General features: G+C 56.4%; 17 protein-coding genes, 1 pseudogene and 1 riboswitch. Of the genes and pseudogenes, 3 read left to right on the top strand and 15 right to left on the bottom strand.

Annotated elements, in window-relative coordinates:
* Window positions 1-149: 149 nt before the first annotated feature.
* Window positions 150-1,172 (top strand): cytochrome-c peroxidase, encoded by a 1,023-nt coding sequence (locus N879_RS05360; RefSeq protein WP_021446796.1) that lies wholly within the window; start codon window positions 150-152, stop codon window positions 1,170-1,172.
* 94 nt (window positions 1,173-1,266) lie between these two features.
* Here the strand turns inward: N879_RS05360 and dctP are convergent, their stop codons facing one another.
* The 4 genes from dctP to N879_RS05340 form a co-directional block, all read right to left on the bottom strand.
* On the bottom strand, window positions 1,267-2,364 hold the full coding sequence (dctP, locus tag N879_RS05355; RefSeq protein WP_009458420.1) for a TRAP transporter substrate-binding protein DctP: 1,098 nt from the start codon (window positions 2,362-2,364) through the stop codon (window positions 1,267-1,269).
* 18 nt (window positions 2,365-2,382) lie between these two features.
* Window positions 2,383-3,705 (bottom strand): TRAP transporter large permease, encoded by a 1,323-nt coding sequence (locus N879_RS05350; protein ID WP_009458431.1) that lies wholly within the window; start codon window positions 3,703-3,705, stop codon window positions 2,383-2,385.
* The gene (locus N879_RS05345) at window positions 3,695-4,195 is read right to left on the bottom strand and encodes a TRAP transporter small permease subunit (protein ID WP_009458438.1); all 501 of its coding nucleotides are present in this window, start codon (window positions 4,193-4,195) and stop codon (window positions 3,695-3,697) included. The genes N879_RS05350 and N879_RS05345 overlap by 11 nt, the downstream gene beginning before the upstream one ends.
* A gap of 385 nt (window positions 4,196-4,580) precedes the next feature.
* Window positions 4,581-5,987 (bottom strand): amino acid permease, encoded by a 1,407-nt coding sequence (locus N879_RS05340; protein ID WP_031232286.1) that lies wholly within the window; start codon window positions 5,985-5,987, stop codon window positions 4,581-4,583.
* 378 nt (window positions 5,988-6,365) lie between these two features.
* A riboswitch (glycine riboswitch) is annotated at window positions 6,366-6,455 on the bottom strand.
* A 290-nt stretch (window positions 6,456-6,745) separates the two neighbouring features.
* Between N879_RS05340 and N879_RS05335 the strand changes: the two genes are divergently transcribed.
* Entirely contained in the window at window positions 6,746-7,690 is a 945-nt protein-coding gene (locus tag N879_RS05335; protein ID WP_021446795.1) for a rhodanese-like domain-containing protein, read from the top strand.
* A gap of 51 nt (window positions 7,691-7,741) precedes the next feature.
* Here the strand turns inward: N879_RS05335 and N879_RS19985 are convergent.
* From N879_RS19985 to aqpZ, 5 genes and pseudogenes are all read right to left on the bottom strand, one after another.
* A pseudogene (locus N879_RS19985) lies at window positions 7,742-7,996 on the bottom strand (DoxX family protein); the annotation flags it as partial.
* A 25-nt stretch (window positions 7,997-8,021) separates the two neighbouring features.
* Complete coding sequence (locus N879_RS05330; RefSeq protein ID WP_009458440.1) at window positions 8,022-8,897, bottom strand: DMT family transporter; 876 nt, start codon at window positions 8,895-8,897, stop codon at window positions 8,022-8,024.
* Window positions 8,898-9,042: 145 nt separating this feature from the next.
* Complete coding sequence (locus N879_RS05325; RefSeq protein WP_009458441.1) at window positions 9,043-9,981, bottom strand: LysR substrate-binding domain-containing protein; 939 nt, start codon at window positions 9,979-9,981, stop codon at window positions 9,043-9,045.
* Window positions 9,982-9,985: 4 nt separating this feature from the next.
* The gene (locus N879_RS05320; protein WP_009458442.1) at window positions 9,986-10,405 is read right to left on the bottom strand and encodes a lysozyme inhibitor LprI family protein; all 420 of its coding nucleotides are present in this window, start codon (window positions 10,403-10,405) and stop codon (window positions 9,986-9,988) included.
* A gap of 247 nt (window positions 10,406-10,652) precedes the next feature.
* Complete coding sequence (aqpZ, locus tag N879_RS05315; RefSeq protein ID WP_009458443.1) at window positions 10,653-11,351, bottom strand: aquaporin Z; 699 nt, start codon at window positions 11,349-11,351, stop codon at window positions 10,653-10,655.
* A 243-nt stretch (window positions 11,352-11,594) separates the two neighbouring features.
* Between aqpZ and N879_RS05310 the strand changes: the two genes are divergently transcribed.
* The gene (locus N879_RS05310) at window positions 11,595-11,960 is read left to right on the top strand and encodes a nuclear transport factor 2 family protein (protein ID WP_031232280.1); all 366 of its coding nucleotides are present in this window, start codon (window positions 11,595-11,597) and stop codon (window positions 11,958-11,960) included.
* Window positions 11,961-12,054: 94 nt separating this feature from the next.
* On the opposite strand, the gene N879_RS05305 is transcribed toward N879_RS05310, so the two are convergent.
* The 6 genes from N879_RS05305 to N879_RS05280 form a co-directional block, all read right to left on the bottom strand.
* On the bottom strand, window positions 12,055-13,020 hold the full coding sequence (locus N879_RS05305; protein ID WP_009461051.1) for a DUF3325 domain-containing protein: 966 nt from the start codon (window positions 13,018-13,020) through the stop codon (window positions 12,055-12,057).
* The gene (locus tag N879_RS05300; RefSeq protein WP_009461049.1) at window positions 13,017-13,313 is read right to left on the bottom strand and encodes a DUF3649 domain-containing protein; all 297 of its coding nucleotides are present in this window, start codon (window positions 13,311-13,313) and stop codon (window positions 13,017-13,019) included. The genes N879_RS05305 and N879_RS05300 overlap by 4 nt, the downstream gene beginning before the upstream one ends.
* The gene (locus N879_RS05295; protein ID WP_031232276.1) at window positions 13,310-14,971 is read right to left on the bottom strand and encodes a PepSY-associated TM helix domain-containing protein; all 1,662 of its coding nucleotides are present in this window, start codon (window positions 14,969-14,971) and stop codon (window positions 13,310-13,312) included. Before N879_RS05295 ends, N879_RS05300 begins: the two co-directional genes overlap by 4 nt.
* A gap of 581 nt (window positions 14,972-15,552) precedes the next feature.
* Window positions 15,553-16,914 (bottom strand): SLC13 family permease, encoded by a 1,362-nt coding sequence (locus N879_RS05290; RefSeq protein WP_009461047.1) that lies wholly within the window; start codon window positions 16,912-16,914, stop codon window positions 15,553-15,555.
* 286 nt (window positions 16,915-17,200) lie between these two features.
* A complete protein-coding gene (locus tag N879_RS05285) occupies window positions 17,201-17,683 on the bottom strand; it encodes an isochorismatase family protein (protein WP_009461046.1) in 483 nt (160 codons plus the stop codon).
* 98 nt (window positions 17,684-17,781) lie between these two features.
* A complete protein-coding gene (locus N879_RS05280; RefSeq protein WP_021446794.1) occupies window positions 17,782-18,789 on the bottom strand; it encodes a YeeE/YedE family protein in 1,008 nt (335 codons plus the stop codon).
* Window positions 18,790-18,808: the final 19 nt, after the last annotated feature.

Genomic DNA, 18,808 nt, shown 5'->3' with positions numbered 1-18,808 from the left:
CAACAGTGCTGTCAGGGGCAGCTTGCGCTGCGGGGGGAGTGGAGACAGGAGCGGACCAGAAGCTTGGCTCAGGTTTAGCTTCTGCTCCTGTGGTCACTACGGGGCCTTCCGCTTTGGAGACAACAGAGCAATCCTGTGGAGCTAAGGACATGCTTGAGGCCAGGTGTCTACGCGCCCTCTATAAAAATGTCCCCGTCCAATGGCCAGCGCCCACCATTGATCCGGGGCAGTCCTGGCAAGAGTGGGGGCCCGTGCCTGGGCCGGGCTCCAGCGCCCAGTCCGAGGCGGCAGAGGATGCCAAGAACAGGCAGATCGTCTCCTTGGGGGCACGCCTGTTTTTTGACAAGCAGCTGTCGCAAAAAAAACAGATCTCCTGTGCGTCCTGTCATCAGCCCGACAAGTCCTTTACCGATGGCAAGGCATCAGCCGTAGGGGAGGATGGCTTGATGGGAAAACGCCGTACTCCACCCTTGTTTGCTGCGCCTTTTGCTAAAGATCTGTTCTGGGATGGCCGTGCTCGAACCTTGCAGGAGCAAGTTGTCGGCCCCATAGAAAACCCGGTAGAAATGAACCATGCCTTGAGTGACTTGATCCCACGTTTGCAGGACTCGGAAGACTATAGACAGGCATTTCAACAGGCCTATGGCGCATCCTCATCTAATCCCATCGACGCCGAGCGATTGGCCCGTGCCTTGGCCGCCTATGTAGTTACCATTCGCCCGGCAGCAACGCGCTTTGATGATTTTATCGCCGGGGATACGGCTGCCTTGAATGATCAGGAACTGATCGGCCTGCACTTGTTTCGTACCAAGGCACGCTGCATGAATTGCCATAACGGCCCCATGCTGACAGACAACGGTTTTCACAATATCGGCCTGTCTTTTTACGGGCGTCGCTTGCAGGATCTGGGACGATTTGAATGGACCCGAGACCCTGCGGATCTGGGGCTGTTCCGAACACCCAGCCTGCGCAATGTTGCCAAGGCAGGTCCCTGGATGCATAACGGTTTGTTCCCCAGCCTGGATGGCTTGTTGCGTATGTATGACGTGGCAATGGGGCCGGACCCTAAAGAAACCGGCCTTTTGGTGCCGCGTAAATCGGAACGGATACAGGTCTTGAACTTGAGCGATGAGGAACTTCAGGCTTTGCTGGCCTTTCTGCAGGTCCTGTAGCGATCAAAGCGATTCAGACTTGATTGCGGGGCGCATAAAAAAAGCGATAGTGGCGGACCACTATCGCTTTTAAGCTCATTGGAGGAGGGCCGTTTTATTTCAGGCAGGCTTTGATTTTCTCCAGATCCGGGCCATCAATCGGACGTCCCAGATTGAAGGGCATGGAGGTTTCGCGCCAGTCCTTGTAGTCATGCAGGTATTCCATCTGGCTGGCATATACCTTGGCCGCATCAGGATTGCTGCAAGCCATGGAAATCATCACCTCGTTGGTGACTTGCTGAATAGTCTTCAGGCTTTCATCGTCCATGCGGTGGATTTCCACGCCAGCTTTCTGGAAGGTGCGCAGACCTTCTGTCGCTTTTTTCTCTGTAAAAGCAATGGACCACATCATGGTGGCGTCGGCGGCAATTTGCAGTTTCTCCTTGGCCGAATCACTGAGTGCATCCCAGGCGGTTTTATTGATCATGACGCCAAACACGGAAGCGGACTGGTGCCAACCCGGCGTGGTCCAGTGCTTGGTGACCTGATGCAGCCCGGCAGAAACGTCCACGTTCGGCGTGGAGAACTCGGCTCCCTCGATCACGCCACGCTCAAGCGATTGATACAGTTCCTGGCCAGCCATGGAAACCTGCGTGCCACCAATCTTTTCCAGCACCTTGCCTTGTTCGAGGCCAGAGAGGCGCAGACGCTTGCCCTTGATTTCTTCCAGATTGCGAATCGGCACATTGGTATGGAAGCCGGATTCGTTATTGGTGATGGCGTAGGGGAGGTACACCATGCCGTACTTGCCGTAGATCTCGTTATAAAGCTCGGCGCCACCCCATTCCTTGATCCAGTTGGCGTAGTCAACCGCGTTGAACAGGCTGGAGTGTGTTCCTAAAGGGGAGAAAGCGGGGTTGCGGCCTGCCCAGTAGCCCGGCCAGTCGGCTCCGGCTTGTATGGTGCCGGACTCCACCGCGCTGAAGACCTCGCCGGTTGGAACCAGTGCGCCGCCTTCAAAGAACTCGATTTTCAGTTCGTCGCCGACCAGCTTGTTAGCCAGCTCTACCCATTTCTTGTCCAGCTCCACCAGCTCGATCGAAGCGGGCCAGGTACTGGTCATGGTCCACTTTTGTGCCGCCTGGCTCAGGCTGGTAATGCCCAGCAGGGCAAAACCCGTCAAGGCGAAGAGTGCCTTCTTTGTCAGTTTCATGGTGTCTCCTTGTTTTATTTAAGTTCCGTACAGGACGGTGGGTAGCCAAGTGGCCAGGCCAGGGAAAATGGCCAGCAAGATGCACATCAAAATAATCAGGGCAATGAATGGAATGACACCGGTAATGATCTCCATGGTTTTGACGGATTTGGGCGTAATGGCCCGCAAGTAAAACAGTGCATAACCAAAGGGAGGGGTCAGGAAAGAGGTCTGCAACACAACGGCGACCAGAATCACAAACCATAGCAGGCTGATGCCCATCTCTTGCACAATGGGCAACAGAATCGGGAAGGAAAGCAGGACAATACCGGTCCAGTCCAGAAAGCAGCCCAGCGCAAAAATAATCAGCAGCATCACCACGATAAGTAGCCAGGGCTCCATATCCAGGCCACGCATCAGATCCTGTGCGGCACCCAGACCGCCGGTGATATTAAAGACGCCGGTAAAGGCGGTTGCACCCACCACGATAAATAAGATCATGGAGGAAGTACGGCCCGTTTCGTAAAGCGCATTCAGGAAAATGGACCATTTGAATTTGCCCCGGAAAATAACGATCAGCAGGGACAGCAACACCCCAATGGCCGAGGCTTCCGTGGCCGTTGCAATACCGGCCAGCATGGAGCCCAGAATGCCCAGAATCAAAAAGATAGGAGGCACGGCTTCCACCAGCAGCATGCGGATCAGGGCGGGCTTGGAGATCTTTTCATCAGGCTCCACCGAGGGGGCACGTTCCGGGTGACGCCAGGCTACGAACACCACCCAGACGGCATACAGCAGGCCCAGCAGGACACCCGGTATCAATGCACCAGCGAACAGCTCACCGATGGACAGGGGAGAGTAGCTGGCCATCAAGATCAACATGATGGACGGTGGAATCAGAATGCCCAGACAGCCGGAGGCCGCAATAACACCGGTGGTCAGCTTGGGGCAGTAGCCGTATCGCAACATGGGGCGCAAGGCCATCATGCCGGTGACGGTAATGGAGGCGCCAATAATGCCGGTGGTCGCTGCCAGAAGGATGGAGATGAACACCACGGCCAGTGCCAGCCCGCCACGAACGCGGGACATGAGCAGGCGCAATGCTTCGAACATCTTGTCAGTCACTTCCGAGTCGGACAGAAAGCGCGCCATCAGGATGAATAAAGGAATGGCGATCAGGGTGTAGTTGTCCAGGACATCGCCGTAAATGCGGTTGACGACAATGCCCAGAACCATGGGCTTGCCAGCCACCATTGCGCCGATGACGGCGGTACTACCCAGAACAAAGGCCAAGGGATGGCCCATGAATAGCCCAAGCAGGAGCAGGCCACCCATGACAAGTGCAATCAGTTCAGGCGTCATGGTGAGCGGCTTCCTTCTGGGTCAACAAACGAATAACTTCAGCAATGCCCTGGAGCAGCAAAAGCGCGGCGGCCAGGACCATGGACATCTTCAAGGGATAGACGGGCAACTGTACTGCGCCGTACGTGGTTTCGCCTTGCGCCAGCGAGCGCATGGCGAAGTCGTAGCTGCGTGTCAGAAATACCCAGGCAAAAGGGAAGAAGAAAATCAGATAACCCGCAATCTCGGTCCATTTGCGAACGGTGGGGGAAAAGCGGTTGATCAGCAAATCCACCCGGACATGGGCCTGATGTTTAAGTGCGTAGGCGCCCAGCATCAGAAAGTAGAACCCATATAGCTGCTTGGTGACGTCAAAAGTCCAGCGAGTGGGCTGATTCATCACATAGCGCATGAACACTTCGTAAATAATAATGGCGGAGAAAATGATGGCAATAAAGGAAATGAGCTTTCCTATCCATTCATTGATTGAGTCGATTAGACGCAAAACCATGCTTGTCCCTTTTGTACGTTTTTATTGGCCACACACCGGGTTTAGTCTATGAGTAAGCTCCAAAGCGCCACAACTTGGGTTTACCCTTACGTAAACTTGAGTTTAATAATTAAGGGTAATAAGGCGTAAATAAGGGTGATTTTCTTGGGAAATCGTGCTAGGCCTGAAGGTGAAAGCCAGATTTTCGGGGCGACAATGAGCATGAAAAAAGCCACCCGTTCGGGTGGCTTTTTGCTGCCGGGCTCCAGCCTCGTTCCAGATCTGCTGTCCAGGGACAGCAAGGTGGAGTGTTGCCAGTGTGTGCCAGCCAAGTTGTGTAGAACGTGGCCAGACCCGACTGCATCAGCACGGCTCCGGGTAGAGCCGTGCCGTGTACTTCAACAACTTAGCGCATGTTTTGCGCGGCCAGACCCAGGGCCAGATCTTGCTTCATGCGTTTCTTGTAGAAAGGCAGGCAGATGAACAAGGCCAGGAACCAGAATGGCGTAGCCATCAGGCCGATCAGGGTTTCTTCTTCCTGGCTGAACAGGTACAGCGCAAAGGCAAAGAACGCCAGGGTCAGGTAGCACATGGGAATCGCAAAGGGCATTTTGTAGCTCGATGCGGCATGGGCCTCAGGACGAATGCGACGGTACTTCAGGTAGGTGATCAGAATCACGGCCCAGACAAAGATAAAGCAGATGCTGGCCACGGTGGTCACAATGGTGAACACACGCATTACGTCGCCTTCTGCGTAAAGCAGGAACAGGCTGGACAGCAAAAGGGCGCAAGAATAGATCAGACCATTACGGGGAGTGCCGTTACGCGACAACTGGCTGAATGCCTCTGGAGCCAGCTTGTTCTTGGACAGACCGTACAGCATGCGGCCGGTCGAGAACATGCCACTATTGGCCGACGACAGGGCCGAGGTCAGCACCACAAAGTTGATGATGGCAGCCGCTGCACCCACGCCAATCAGCAAGAACATGTTTACAAACGGGCTCTTGTTGGGCGCCACAATGTCCCAGGGGGTGACGGTCATGATGGCGGTCAGGGCCAGCACGTAGAACACAATCACGCGAACGGGAATCTTGTTGATGGCTTTGGGCAGGTTCTTGGCAGGGTCAGCCGTTTCAGCCGAGGCCGTACCCACCAGCTCGATCCCCACGAAGGCAAAGATGGCGATCTGGAAGGCCGCAAAGAAACCATGCAGGCCATTGGGGAACATGCCGCCGCGATCCCACAAGTGGGTCAGGCTGGCTTTTTCGCCGGTTGGGCCGACAAAGCCGGTAAACAGCAGGTAAGCACCCACACCAATCAGGGCCACAATAGCGATGATCTTGACCAGGGCGAACCAGAACTCCAGCTCCCCAAACAATTTGGCCGACAGCAGGTTGAAGATCAGCAAGAAGGCAATGCATGCCAGGCCGGGTAACCAGAGCGGAATGTCCGGCCACCAGAACTGGGTATAACCGGTAATGGCGACAATATCCGCAATACCGATAACCACCCAGCAGAACCAATAACTCCAGCCCAGAAAGTAACCCATGGTGGGCCCGAGAATATCGGCGGAGAAATCCACAAAAGATTTGTATTCCAGGTTATGCAGGAGCAATTCCCCCATCGCCCGCATCACAAAGAATAAAAAGAACCCAATGATCATGTAGGTAAACAAGACCGAGGGTCCGGCCAGGCTAATGGTGCGGCCTGATCCCATAAATAGCCCTGTACCGATAGCGCCTCCAATTGCTATCAGTTGCAGGTGCCGGTTTTTCAACGAGCGCTGCAGTCCAGATGAGTGTTGCTGAGACACACTGTTCTCCTAATTTTTTTTCGTTCAAATGCGTAATTATGACTGTGCTGCGAGAAAACAAAGGGCACAACCCGTCCTCAAGGACGGTTTTCTTGATGCCGATCTAAATAAGCTGAGGAGCGCACAGCAGTCCTCCTTGTTCTGACGACATGAAATGTCAAAACAGACCTGTGTGCGATTAAAAATGGGAATAGGGATGTGGTATGCCAGGCGGCCAGAAAAGGCGCCTGACTATCTGCTCATAAATAGGCTCCGGACGAATAGGTGAACACAGGCCATATGGCCTCTGTACCCCCTCTGTCCGTTTACCTGAGAGCTTATCCATCGGTTCGCGATGGTCCCCTTCGGTGGGCACGGGTGTGCCTCTCTCCAGATGGTCAAAGGTTCAGGATTCTTTTGCCTGAGAGATTCCGGGGTCGTTGCTCCGTCGGCGCTTCATCAAAGTGAAGACTCTCACCTGAACCGTTATTGACGCCGCTATTGTATAGACAGGTAAAAAGCGATGACTACTAGCGTTAACCTGTAGGCTTTTAATGAGAATAGTTCTTGTTTGTTGAGCGGTTTTGTGGCTGCAGAGCCAGCCTCGGGGATAGTGCAGGGGCGTGATGAAAGTAGCGGCGTCGAGTCTGGCCAGATGTCCTTGAAAGGGACCGTGTTTTTTGCATGGAAGCTATGCCGGAATGCTTTGGCGTTGAAACAGAAATCGGCCGACACCAGCCTACAATATTGGCTGTCTGGCAATTTTTGTACCTCGCAATATGGTCGAATCGATTCTGCAACTTATCGAGCAACACGGTCTGTTGATCGTGTTTTTCAATGTCCTGGTGGAGCAGGCGGGGGCGCCGGTGCCGGCCTATCCGGTGCTGGTGGTAACGGGTGCCTTGCACGGGTCCGGTGGCTACAGCCTGTGGGGCTTGCTGGGTTTTGCCGTGCTGGGCGCGATGATTGCGGATTACGGCTGGTACCTGGCTGGGCGACGCTATGGTGGCAAATTGCTGGCTTTGCTGTGCAAAATTTCACTATCGCCGGACTCCTGTATTCGGCAGACCGAATCCATTTATATGCGTTGGGGGGCACCGTCCTTGATGGTGGCCAAGTTCATACCCGGCTTTGCTTCCATTGCCAGTGTGTTGGCCGGTACGGTGGGCACACCCAGAAGAAGCTTCCTTTTTTACGACATTATCGGAGCTGCGGTTTGGGCGGGCTCTGCCGTATTTTTGGGTTCCTTGTTCAGCTCGGCGGTGGATGAACTGTTGAATGTGCTGATCAGCCTGGGTGTGGTGGGCGGAATCCTGCTGGCACTGGCTTTGGGCGTGTTCATTGCCAGAAAGTGGTGGCAGCGCCATCGCTTCATGAAGTCCTTGTGCATGGAGCGTGTCAGCGTGCAGGAACTGCACCAGATGCTGTCCTCGGATACGCCCCCCACGATTGTGGATGTACGTTCGACTCTGATGCAGGCGCAAGGACGTATTCCGGGGGCCATCAGCCTGGCCTTGGGTGAGGCCACATTGAACCTGATTACCGACGGGGAAATTATTGTGTATTGCGATTGCCCCAATGAGGTGTCCGCAGCCTTGGTGTCCAAACGCTTGCTGCAAAGTGGCTATAGTCGGGTGCGCCCTTTGGAAGGCGGATTGGAAGCCTGGCGGGCCGCTGGTTTTGATATACAGCGCGACCCTGATCAGCCCGAACCGGCCCTGTAAAGGAAAACGGCAGACATCAAACCATGTCTGCCGTTTTTGCAAGATAAAGACACTCAGCATCAGCGCCCCCAACCAGGCCAGACGACTCGCGCTGATAATCAGCCAACTGCCCAGCAATTGAACTGTGATAGTCAGCACGGCGAATAAAGCCTGGGGCTCCAGTCCGAAGTGGGCCATTTCCTTTTTTGCAGCGCTGAAGCCCCAAACCTTGTTCACACCGCTCCACCAGAAAATGTAGGTCAGGAGCAGAGTAGCCAGTACAAAATACACTCGTGAACGCAGTAATTCTTGTATGACGTGGTTCATGATGCCTCCTCCTTGGGTGGGGCGTTCAGGGCTTGTGGACAGATGCTTCCAGCGTGGAGCGTGCGACGGCCAGTGTTTGCTGGCTCAAGACCAGTCCACCCATGACCAGTGCCACTCCCACCAGTTGCAGCGTGGTGGGCCAGATGCCCTTGATCAGCGCGTCCAGAATAAAAGCGGTCACAGGCACCAGCAGCATGAAGGGGGCAACAGTGACGGCGCCCAGTTGCTTGATGGCACTGAACCATAGCGCGAAGGGACCAGCCGTCAGTACAGTTGCCAGCAGGAACAGGCCCAGCCAATGCACAGGGATAAGCTGGCTTGGAATGTCCTGCGTCAGCAGCACAACCACACTCAGTTCCACACCGGCAATCAAGAGCTGCCAGCCGGTAAAGCCCAGCAAAGGGATAGGTGGCGCCCCCCATTTGTTCATCAAGACCCCGCCCATCGCAATGGACAACATGCTGCCCAAAGCGGCGGCAATGCCGATCAGATCCAGAGTGGCGTTGCTGGACAGGACAACCAGCGCCACGCCCAGTGCACCCAATAGAACGGCTCCAATCCGCGTTAGGGCGGGGTGAGCACGCAAAATGCCCCAGGCGATAAAGATGGTGGCCAGTGGTGCCAGCGCCTGGAAGATGGCGGCCACGCCACCGGGCAGACGGGTGGCAGCGATAAAGAACAGACCAAAGAACAGGCCGGTGTTCAGGGTGCCCAGCACGGCCAGGCGCCCCCACCAGGCACGGGGCGGCAGGCTGCGTACCAATGCCAGCAGGACGATGGCGCCTCCCAGCGCCCGGACAGCAGCCAGGAACAAGGGATTAGGTGGCAACCAGGTCGTGGTCAGAATGTAGGTAAAGCCCCAGAGAATAGCGGCAGTGGCCGCGGCCATTTTGGCGTTCATGTCGATGCACTCCCCATCATGAATAGTTCGATGAAGAGACTATAGGAGTGCAACGATGGCTTGAATAGACAAGAATATGGCCATCAGCGTTCCATAATTAGAACGACTGAGTGGCGGCTGGCTTTGGGTAATTTGCAGCAGGGATTCAGGGGGCGGGCGTATGCAAAATAGTGACGAACTCCTGGCCCAGAAAATCCAGCAGAGCGCGTACCGCAGGCACCAGGCCTCGGCGTGAAGGAAAGACGGCATGTACCACGCCGGAGCGGGGGTTCCAGCCGGGGGCCACATCCACCAGTCTGCCGTCCTGCATGTACGGAGCGATCAGCATGGCCGGCATCTGAACGACGCCAATTCCCTGCAAGGCTGATTGCAGCAAAGTCATGCGGTCGTCGCAGACCAGACGGGGTTGGTAGGGCACTTCCATCAGGGTGTTTTCTGCGGTTTGCAGTTGCCAGGTGGGATTGCGCTGCAGATGCTCGTCGCTCAAGGCGGGCCAGCTACCTAACTGGTCCAGCTTGGGCAGCCCACCCATGCGTTCGATCAGGGCCGGGCTGGCAACCAGATACTGTGTGCTCTCGCCCAGGACTTTCATCACCAGACCGCTGTCTTCCAAAGGAGGGAAGCGGACGCGCAAGGCCACATCAAAGCCTTCGCGAATCACGTCCACGCGGCGGTTGGTGCTTTCCACTTCCAGCTTGACCTGCGGATAGGCCGCCATATAGCGGGCCAGCAATTCATTGACGCCGTAGTCCAGCAAAGCCAGGGGGCAGCTGATGCGTACTGAGCCTTGCGGCTCGCTGCGATGGCGCTCGATGATGTCCTGAGCGGAGTCGGCCTCCACCAGCATGGCTACACAGCGCTGGTAGTACATCTGGCCAATTTCCGTGACGCTGAAATGGCGGCTGGAGCGCTGAATCAGACGCACACCCAGGGATTCTTCCAGAAAGGTGATGCGTCGGCTTAGCTTGGATTTCGGGATGCCCAAAGCCCGTCCGGCCGGTGCAAATCCCCCGTGGTCCACGACCTGTACAAAGTAGTAAAGGTCATTCAAATCGCGCGTGGATGGGTGTTTGGTGTCGGGCATGTCATTACATGGCCGGTGGAACCGGGCAGCTCATATCGCCTTCTTCGCAGGACAGGTAGGTGCTGAAGTTCTTGATACGGGCCTGGGTCAATTCATTCCGGCAAGTGGTGATCAGCATGGAGTGAATGCTGCCGCCTTCGGTGTTGATCGCAGCAAAGTCGCATTCTGCATCCCTGAAGCTGATCCAGGCCCGTTGGGCGTTACGCAAGGCTTTGAGGGTATCGGCATCATCTTTCAGACGATGGTTGATTTCCTTGTAGAGCCTGTTCAGTTCGGCGTCCGAGTTCTTGTACTCGTTGCTAAAGCACTGGTTCATGGCATTTTGATTGCTCATGCTGTCGCAGTCGGCCGCCTGAACGGAAGAGGCGCTTGCCATCAAGCTGAGTCCTAAAGCGATCAGGCCGGTGTTCAATGCTTTTTTCATGAGGTTCTCCGGGTTTGCGGGCGTTGATAAGCGTATGAGTCTGGGTTGAGTCGCCAGGTGCAGCGCGTACTGCCTCTTTGCTTGGGGCAGGGTGTAAATCCTACTACAGAAGCGCGACAAGCCTGGTGCTTTGCAGGGTGACAATTGGGGTCCATAAATAGCATTGAGCCGCATCGTCTTGAATCGGGCACATAGCCCGTCCAAGCCGATGCGGCTCAATGATTCTGTCAGCAGGAGTCAGTGCAGCTTATTCGTCGTTGCTGTGCAGAAAGCGATACACCAGAGCGCCGATCACACCACCAATCAAGGGAGCGACCCAGAACAGCCACAGCTGCTCCATGGCCCAGGTGCCCTGGAAGAAGGCCACGCCAGTAGAACGCGCAGGGTTCACGGAAGTGTTGGTGATAGGGATGCTGATCAGGTGAATCAAAGTCAGTGCCAGACCAATGGCTACGCCTGCCAGGCCGGCGTGACCACGCTTGTGGGTTGCGCCCATGATGATGAACAGGAAGAAGGCGGTCAGCACAATTTCTGCGATCAGGGCTGCGTTGCGGCTGTAGTTGTCGGGCGAGTGCTCGCCAAAGCCGTTGGAGGCAAAACCTGCCACGGGATCGAAGCCGGTTTTGCCGCTGGCGATCAGGTACAGAACACCGCCGGCCAACAGACCGCCGAGAACCTGGGCAATGATGTAGGGAATGGCATCACGAGCGGGGAAGCGTCCCCCAGCGACCAGGCCCAGCGTGACAGCCGGGTTGATGTGACAACCAGAGATATTGCCGATGGCATAGCACATGGTCAGCAAAGTCAGACCAAAGGCCAGGGCTACCCCGGCAAAACCAATCCCCAGTTCAGGGTAGGCAGCGGCAAAGATCGCACTTCCGCAGCCCCCAAAGACCAGCCAGAAAGTGCCCAGCGTTTCTGCGGTGCATCGTTTTAATAAAGACATGATATTGCCCTGTTAGTCATTTAACACGGCTGGATTCTAGCGATAAGCGGGAAGCGCTAAGTGCTTGAAAGGAAAACAACTGTCAAAAATTTTCCTTTGTTTAGGGTGGTGTTTTTTTATAGTAAATGTGAGAAATATCGGTGGCGTGGCGGCTTGTGTCAGGTGTAGGATTTTGTCTGGTTTATGAAGAATTGTGTTGACGATTCTGACGCTGAACATCACTCCCAATTCCCTCACATCCACATGCCTCACTCCCTTGAATCCTTGATCCTGTCTCTTGAAGAGCGCCTGTTTGAGCGTGCCACTCGTCAGGATGTGGCGGCGCTTGGCGCTTTACTGGCCGACGAGTTTGTAGAGTTCGGAGCCAGAGGCGCGGCGTGGGGTAGAGCAGAAGTGCTAAACGATCTGCCTGAACAGGATTTTGTGCAGCGCCACCTCAGCAACTTCAAGCTGACCATCCTGTCAGAGGATGTCGTCCTGGCGACTTATGTGTGTGAGATATCAGGTGATGAAAAGCCGCAACAATCCTTGCGCAGCTCCATCTGGAAGCAGAGTCAGGGGCGTTGGCAGATGGTGTTTCATCAAGGAACCCGCGTTGCCCAGGGGTAAAAAAGGGCCGGAATTTGAATGGCCCACCAAAGCGTGAATTGTTGTTCAACACTCGGGGGCGGTTCAATCTTGGCCCTTTCTATTCGGATCGCGCTTACGGCTGTTGCTGGATGAATGCCGCTGTCATGGGGGATACCTGGTGGAAATCAAAAGCCTGATGGTAGATCTCTCCACTCTTGGCTTCCACGGTTAGCCATAGTTGATGTTCCAGTTCGCTATTGGGCGGAATGACGATTTCTACCGCTCGTGTCCAGCGCGTGTTGCTGAAAGCTTGACGGGGCGCAGGCATAGGCTCGGGCTTGCTCACGTGCAGATAGGCGCGGCGTATATGTGGGTCGCAGGCCTGGCAAAAGCGAATCTGAAATGCTTTGCGATGAGCGCCGGTGGGCCCGCTGATGGGGGCTTTGTTATTCGTCTCAGCCAGAGCAAACGACCAGGGGCCAATCTGGCCTTGCAGGGCATGGTTGCCAAATACAGGCTCGGGGCCTTGTTGCGCCAGATAAATCATGAAGGCGGCAGGGATGGCCAAAAGGCCGCTGGCAAAAACTAGGCTGCGTGTGGAAAATCGTGATGCTGTAGGCGCCACTCCAGCGTGAGTTGGCTCTGTACGTGTAGCCCCAGCGCTAGTTGAAGCAGCGCTTGAATTTGCCGCCGCCACTCCATTTTTCCCAGCTATAGCGTCACTTGATGTCGATGCAGTGTTGCCCGCTCCAACCGCTTTAGGCGCTGCCTTCGCAACTGGTGCAGGTTTGGCCCGCACAGGTTTCTTTTCCTGCCAAGGCCACCAGGGCAAGTAAAAGGTCAACCCGGCACCGGCCATGGTCAGCCAACCCAGCCAGGCAACGGTGCCCATGCTCCAGCCCCAGCCTTGCCAGCATAGAGCTAAAGCCACAGCCAGCAAGGGCCAGCCGAGCAGACGAAAGATCCGCCTTTCCTTCTCGCTGGGCATGCGATGCAGCAGGAATTCCCCCTGGCGATCACTGGCCAAAGCCAGGCAGATAAAGCCCACCAGGCTGATGATAAAAACGGCCAGATTCAGCCACAGACTGGTATTAATCATGGCAGCACTCCGGCGGGCATCAGCACAGCGCTGAGCACGGCGATCAAGGCCGTAGGCAGAACCATGCCCACCCAGGCGCGGGTGGCGCTTTTAGTGCTGAACACCCACATCACGGCGATGGTGTACCAGACAAAGCTCAACATATTCGCTGCCAGAACGGCCTGGGCTCTAGGCAAAGGCCAGAGCACGGTCAGCAATACTGTGGCAGCAGCGGCCAGGGCGTAGCCGCCGACAGTGGCCGCCACAATGCGCGACAGCACTTGCAGGCGGTAGCGGGAAGTCAGTCCACTCATCCGTTCATTCCCGCAGTTTGCAAGCTGGCCGGGGCAGCGGCTTTTTTAGGCAGGCTGGCAATGTGCCATTTGCGTTTCATTTTTACGGTGATATAGACAAAGATAGCGGCCAGGCCAAACATGGTCAGGTCAAAGCCTGCCAGGCCCCAGTCACCATGGATGACGGTGACACCCAGGTGACGGTCGGTCGTCAGCAGGTTCAGGACAGGAATCAAGGCGTAGGCGGCGGCTGTCAGGTACAACAGTTCCAGCCAGGCGCGTTTTAATGGTCGCCAGGAGGCATACAGGAAGGACCAGCCCCAGACCAGGAACAGAGCATGAAACTCCCAGGCGGCGCGGTCGGCCATATTCACAGGCAAAAGGCGGTTGGCCCAGAAGTAGGCCGCCAGCCCCAAGGGCAAACCGGCCAGAGTTCCGGCATTCAGGATTTCTACTAAACGCAGGCCAGCGGCATCAAAACGCTCGGATGCGCTAAGCGGGGTGGCTTTGGCCTTGCGCTTTTGATGCTGGGTACGACGCTTTACCGTCCACAGCACCAGACCTGTCCCAATGACGGCGCAGCCCAGCAAGCCTGAAATAAAGTACAGCCAGCGCAACCACCATTCGGCAAACACTCCTTCGTGCAAGGCCAGCAATACGCGGTGAGTGTCTCCGGTGACATTGCTATTGTCCTCCGGCTCCATGAGGCTGCCATCAGAGGCGTTAAAGCGCAGGGTCTCGGCACGGGTCCAGTACACGCCCGTGACGCCGGTGCGACGCAGTTCTACATAGGCTTGGCTATCTGCCGGATGGGTAATCTGCACCGAGGCAATGCTGTTCTTGCCCCAGGCTTGTTCTGCGCTGTGCATCATCTCGCCCAGGGGAGCCTGCGGCATGCTCACGGGCAGGAAGTCGCGTTTTTGCTGACGAATATCCTGGAAGTAAGCCTGCCGTCCTTCTTCTGTCGCGCCATACATGACTTCTCGCCCGGTCGGCATGTAGATGGACATGAAAAAGATCAGGCCCGTGTAGGTAATCATCAGGAAAAAGGGCAGGGACATCACGCTGACGACATTGTGCGCGTCCAGCCAGGAACGCTGCCCCTTGCCGGGCCTGAAGGTGAAAAAGTCGGTGAAGATTTTCTTGTGAGTCACCACGCCTGTAATCACGGCCAGCAGCATCAGCATGGTACAGATACCGACCAGCCAGATAGCGACCGGATAGGGGAGGTAGTGCAAGGCGTAATGCATGCGGTACAGGCCGGTGCCACCAGCAGTTGCGCGGGGTTCCACTTCCGGCTGAATCTGGCCGGTGACAGGATCCAGTTTTTCTCCCCCGCGACGGCCACGTTGACCGGGCTGGGGCATTTCTTCCCAGGCAATGGACAGCCCTTGCGTGGCACGCGGGTTCAGGGCTTGATGCGGCAGGGTAATGGTCCAGGCTTTGGACTCTGCCGGGGCATGCGCTTGCAACTGCGTCAGGGCCTGATCCAGCATCTGGCTGGATTGCTCGGGCAGGACTTGCATGGGCAAGGGGCGCTCCGGCTCCATCCAGCGAGTGATTTCATCGTCCATATAGCCAGCCGTGCCAGTGACGAAGACGAAAAACAGGATCCAGCCCACCACCAGACCGACCCAGGTATGCAGCCATGCCATACATTGGCGAAATGACTCTTTCACGCTGACGCGCCTCCTACTACAACACCGTCTCCGGATGCTGGATTGATGATCATTAAACCGAGAAAAGCCGTGCTTGCTTGGCAACGGTGGGTGACGGATGGAGTCCGCCATTCTTGTACGCTGCGCTCATCACGCAAGCTTCGCTTTTCAGTAAGCAAGTTCTTGGTGACAGAGAGGGAAAGAGGGCATCAGGCTTGAAATAACGGCAGAATAATAGCAATCATTCTCATTTCGGTGTTGGGAATTTCCAGCTTTCAAGGCTTTATTCAGAATTTAATGCGGCGCCATAGCTGTTTTGGCGTTTTCCATAGGGAAAAACGCGGTTGAGAGGGAGGCGGGGCGATGAGCTGGTGAGACTCGGGCGGGAATAAGTCTTGTCGGTTCCGGGCTGAGGGCTGAACGCCGGGATGAGGCAGGAGGGAATATGCCTTGCAGGCATTCCACGCCACTCGCAAATCTTATGGTCTATGGAGTTGGACCAGAGAGTGTTAACTGCCGGTTGATGAGGTCAGAATTCCCATCAAAAAGGCCCCGGCTAGCAAAGTGCCGGGGCCAGCTGGATTTCTGCTTCGCCGGGAGTTTTAGAGCACCACAAACAGCAGCCAGACGACGACTGGGGCAATAACCGTGACGGCAGCACCGTACAGCAATAGCTGACGGAAGAAGGCATCACGCGACACTCCCTGGGCATTGGCCAGTACCAGTGCGCCATTGGTGGAAAAGGGGCTGACGTCCACAATGGTGGAGGACACGGCCATAGCCGCAATAAAGCCCACCGGCCCCACGCCGCCATCGCCTTGCAGAAAGGGCACCGCCAGCGGAATCAGCGAACCCAGCACGGCGGTGGAGGAGGCAAACGCCGACACGACCGCGCCCACAAAAAGCAGCAGCAAGGCCGCCATCAAGGGAGAGGTCAGCTGGGCAACACTATGGCCGACAAAATCAATCGTGCCCATGGATTCCATCACGCCCACATAGGTGCTGACACCCACAATCAGCATGATTTCAGGCCAGGACACTTGGCCCAGTGCGCGTTTTTGCAGATTGGGGGCCATCAAGGTCAGTACCAGACCGATGGTGATCGAGGTAAAGCCAATATCCTGTTTGAAAAACAAAGTCAGCACGGCCAGGATGAACAGGCCGACCAAGGTAAGAACGCGATACCAGTGGGGGGCCTCGTTGGCACCATTACCGGCTTCGACCAGGGCATCGGGGCTTTTCCGGGCGGTCTTGCGCTCTTCACCAAAGGCTTCGGCTTCAGCGTCGCCAAACACTTGCGGACCACCCGAGCCATGGGCCACGCGGGCAACGTTTACGTCTGCCGAACTTAAGTCCACTTTCTGACGCATCAGCTTCAAACCGCCCATCCACACGAATAGCAAAATGGACACGGCCAGGTTGATGCTCAGGCTGGCCATCATGGTGGCCATTTCATTCAAGGGCAAACCGGCGGCGCTGACCACACGGTTGGTGATGCCACCGTAAATACTGATGGGGGAGAAGCCGCCCCCTTGGGCGCCATGAATCACCAGCAAACCCATCAAGAGCGGGTTGATGCCGTACTGGCGGGCAAAGCCCAGCGCAATCGGGGCAATGATGGCAACGGCGGCCGGGCTGACGGCACCCACAGCGGTCAATGCGGCCGTGATCAGAAACATGATCCATGGAATGGCGGCGATGCGGCCACGCACGGCTCGCACGGCCATGCTGACCAGCCAGTTGATCGTGCCATTGTTCTGAGCCAGCGCGAACAAATAGGTAATACCGGCCAGTGTTAGAAACAGGTCAGCCGGAAAGCCGCCCATGATTTCCTTGGCGCCCATGCCCGCCACCAGCGTACCCACCAGAAAAGCGCCTACAAAAGCAATCAGCCCCATATTGATGGGTAGGGCGGTCGCCAGTACGAACATGCCTCCTAAAACGGCAATGGATAGCCAATGCATATGTCTCGTCTCCTTGTAATTGAACCTTTTGCAGGTTTCTGGAAACGACCATATCAGTGGCGGTATAGGGCTATCAATAAAGCTTATGGGTGAATGATTACGCTAAACGTAATGATTAATCAGGGGCGCGATGGTTGAATGTTCAATCAGCATTTGTCTGGTGCAGCAGAGAGAACAGGGGGGGCGGATTTGATGAGCGGTTCGCTGCAGCGTAGTGGCTTGACGCGTGTGGGCGCTACCTTTGGGTTGCTGAGCCAAGTCCGGCTTTGCCCGCCCATGCGCGGGATTACTGCCGGTCCAGTTCAGCCAGTAGTTCGCTGCTGTGGATCGTGCGCCCGAAGTGATGTTTCCACAATTTGATACCCAGCTCGCCGGAGCGATCCAGGGACGAGCCAACCGTCAGATCCGTAATCAGGGTGGGGTGCAGCCCGGCATCAAACAAGGCAAATCCGGCAGCCAGCACGCAGGTATCGGTTTGAATGCCGCAGACCAGAATGCGATCAGCCTGACATTGCTGCAAATATTCCATTGCAGCGGGGCTGGGGGCGTAGCCGTGCTTGATGAAGATTTGTTTGGCATCGACCAGGCAGCGATCGCTGCGCGGCGGACACCAGCCTAGCTGACTGGAAAAAGGGGTTTGAGACTCGTCGTGCAGTTCAATCAAGGCCGCGCAAGGCAGGCGGGTGCTCAGGGCGTTAATGCCGTCGATCAGCCAGGGGGGCGGTGAAAAGCAGCTTTGCACATCGACAACAAGCAGGATCTGTCGCATTGCAGTGGGCTCGGTAAGAGTGCTTCAGCGAATGTCAGGCGGAGCTCGCCAGGGCCATTCTGAAGCGCCGTCAATCAAGCCCTTATTGAAACACGGAGTCAGGCGCTTGGGCGGGTCCAGGTCAGACGTGCACCGACGATAATGCCCAGCACCGCCAGCAAGGAGGTGGCCGACAAGGTGGACAAGCCGCTTAAGCCCTGGCCTATGGTGCAGCCCAGGGCCAGCACGCCACCTACGCCCATCAAGGTACCGCCTGCCATGGAGCGCAGCATGTGGCGGGGCGACTCAAAACCTTCCAGCTTCCAGCGGCGACGCAGCAGGGCGCTCAGCAAGGAGCCGGCCACCACACCCACCACAATCATGATGGTAAAGCGCGGGCTCATGCCGGTGGAGATCATGGCGTATTGAATGCTTTCCCCAATCGGGGCGACAAAGCTCAGCGAGCTGACGGGTAAAGGCTCGAAGGGATCATCGCCCAGCCAGCCGGTAGTCAGCCAGCCTGCCACAATCAGCAGCCCTACAAATGCTCCGGCCAGCAGATCATTCAGGCGTTGGCCGTCCTGGCGACGCAGCAAGGCAAAAGCGATCAGGGCGGCGACGAGGAGGGCAATCACCATAGAGCGGAGGGGACCCTCGGACAGGGTCGCTGCGGGCAGGGTGACACTGCTGGCTTGGGCGATGCTCATGCGCAGCGGCGCCAGCAGGCCCGTCAAGGTGACATAGGCGGCGATACCCAGACAAAGCACGACGACAAAGGAGCGCAGATTTCCCTGTCCCAACAGAACCAGAGCTCGGGCGCCGCAGCCATTAGCCAGGGTCATGCCTGCCCCAAAGAGCACACCTCCAAGCGGCACCAGCAGCCAGGAGAAAGTGGGGTTCAGGTACAGGACCTTGTCCAGACTGATCAGCCCGTAGCCCGCCGCCAGTTGTGTCCCGGCCAGGGCCACGGCCAGCGCCAGGGCAAAGCCCTGAAGCTTGTAGCCGCTACGCCCGGACCAGCGCTCGGTCAAGCCACGATAAAAGCAAAAACCATTGAGCTGGCCACTAATGCCAAAGAGCAGGCCAATGGCCAAGCTGACCCACAGTACAAGTTCTGTATTCATCATGTGCGCTGGATGTTAGGAC

It is taken from the genome of Alcaligenes sp. EGD-AK7 (assembly GCF_000465875.3).
Classification (GTDB): Bacteria; Pseudomonadota; Gammaproteobacteria; order Burkholderiales; family Burkholderiaceae_B; genus Alcaligenes; species Alcaligenes phenolicus.
Note: the sequence above shows the minus strand (reverse complement) of the source record. Positions and strands in the feature narration are given on the sequence as shown.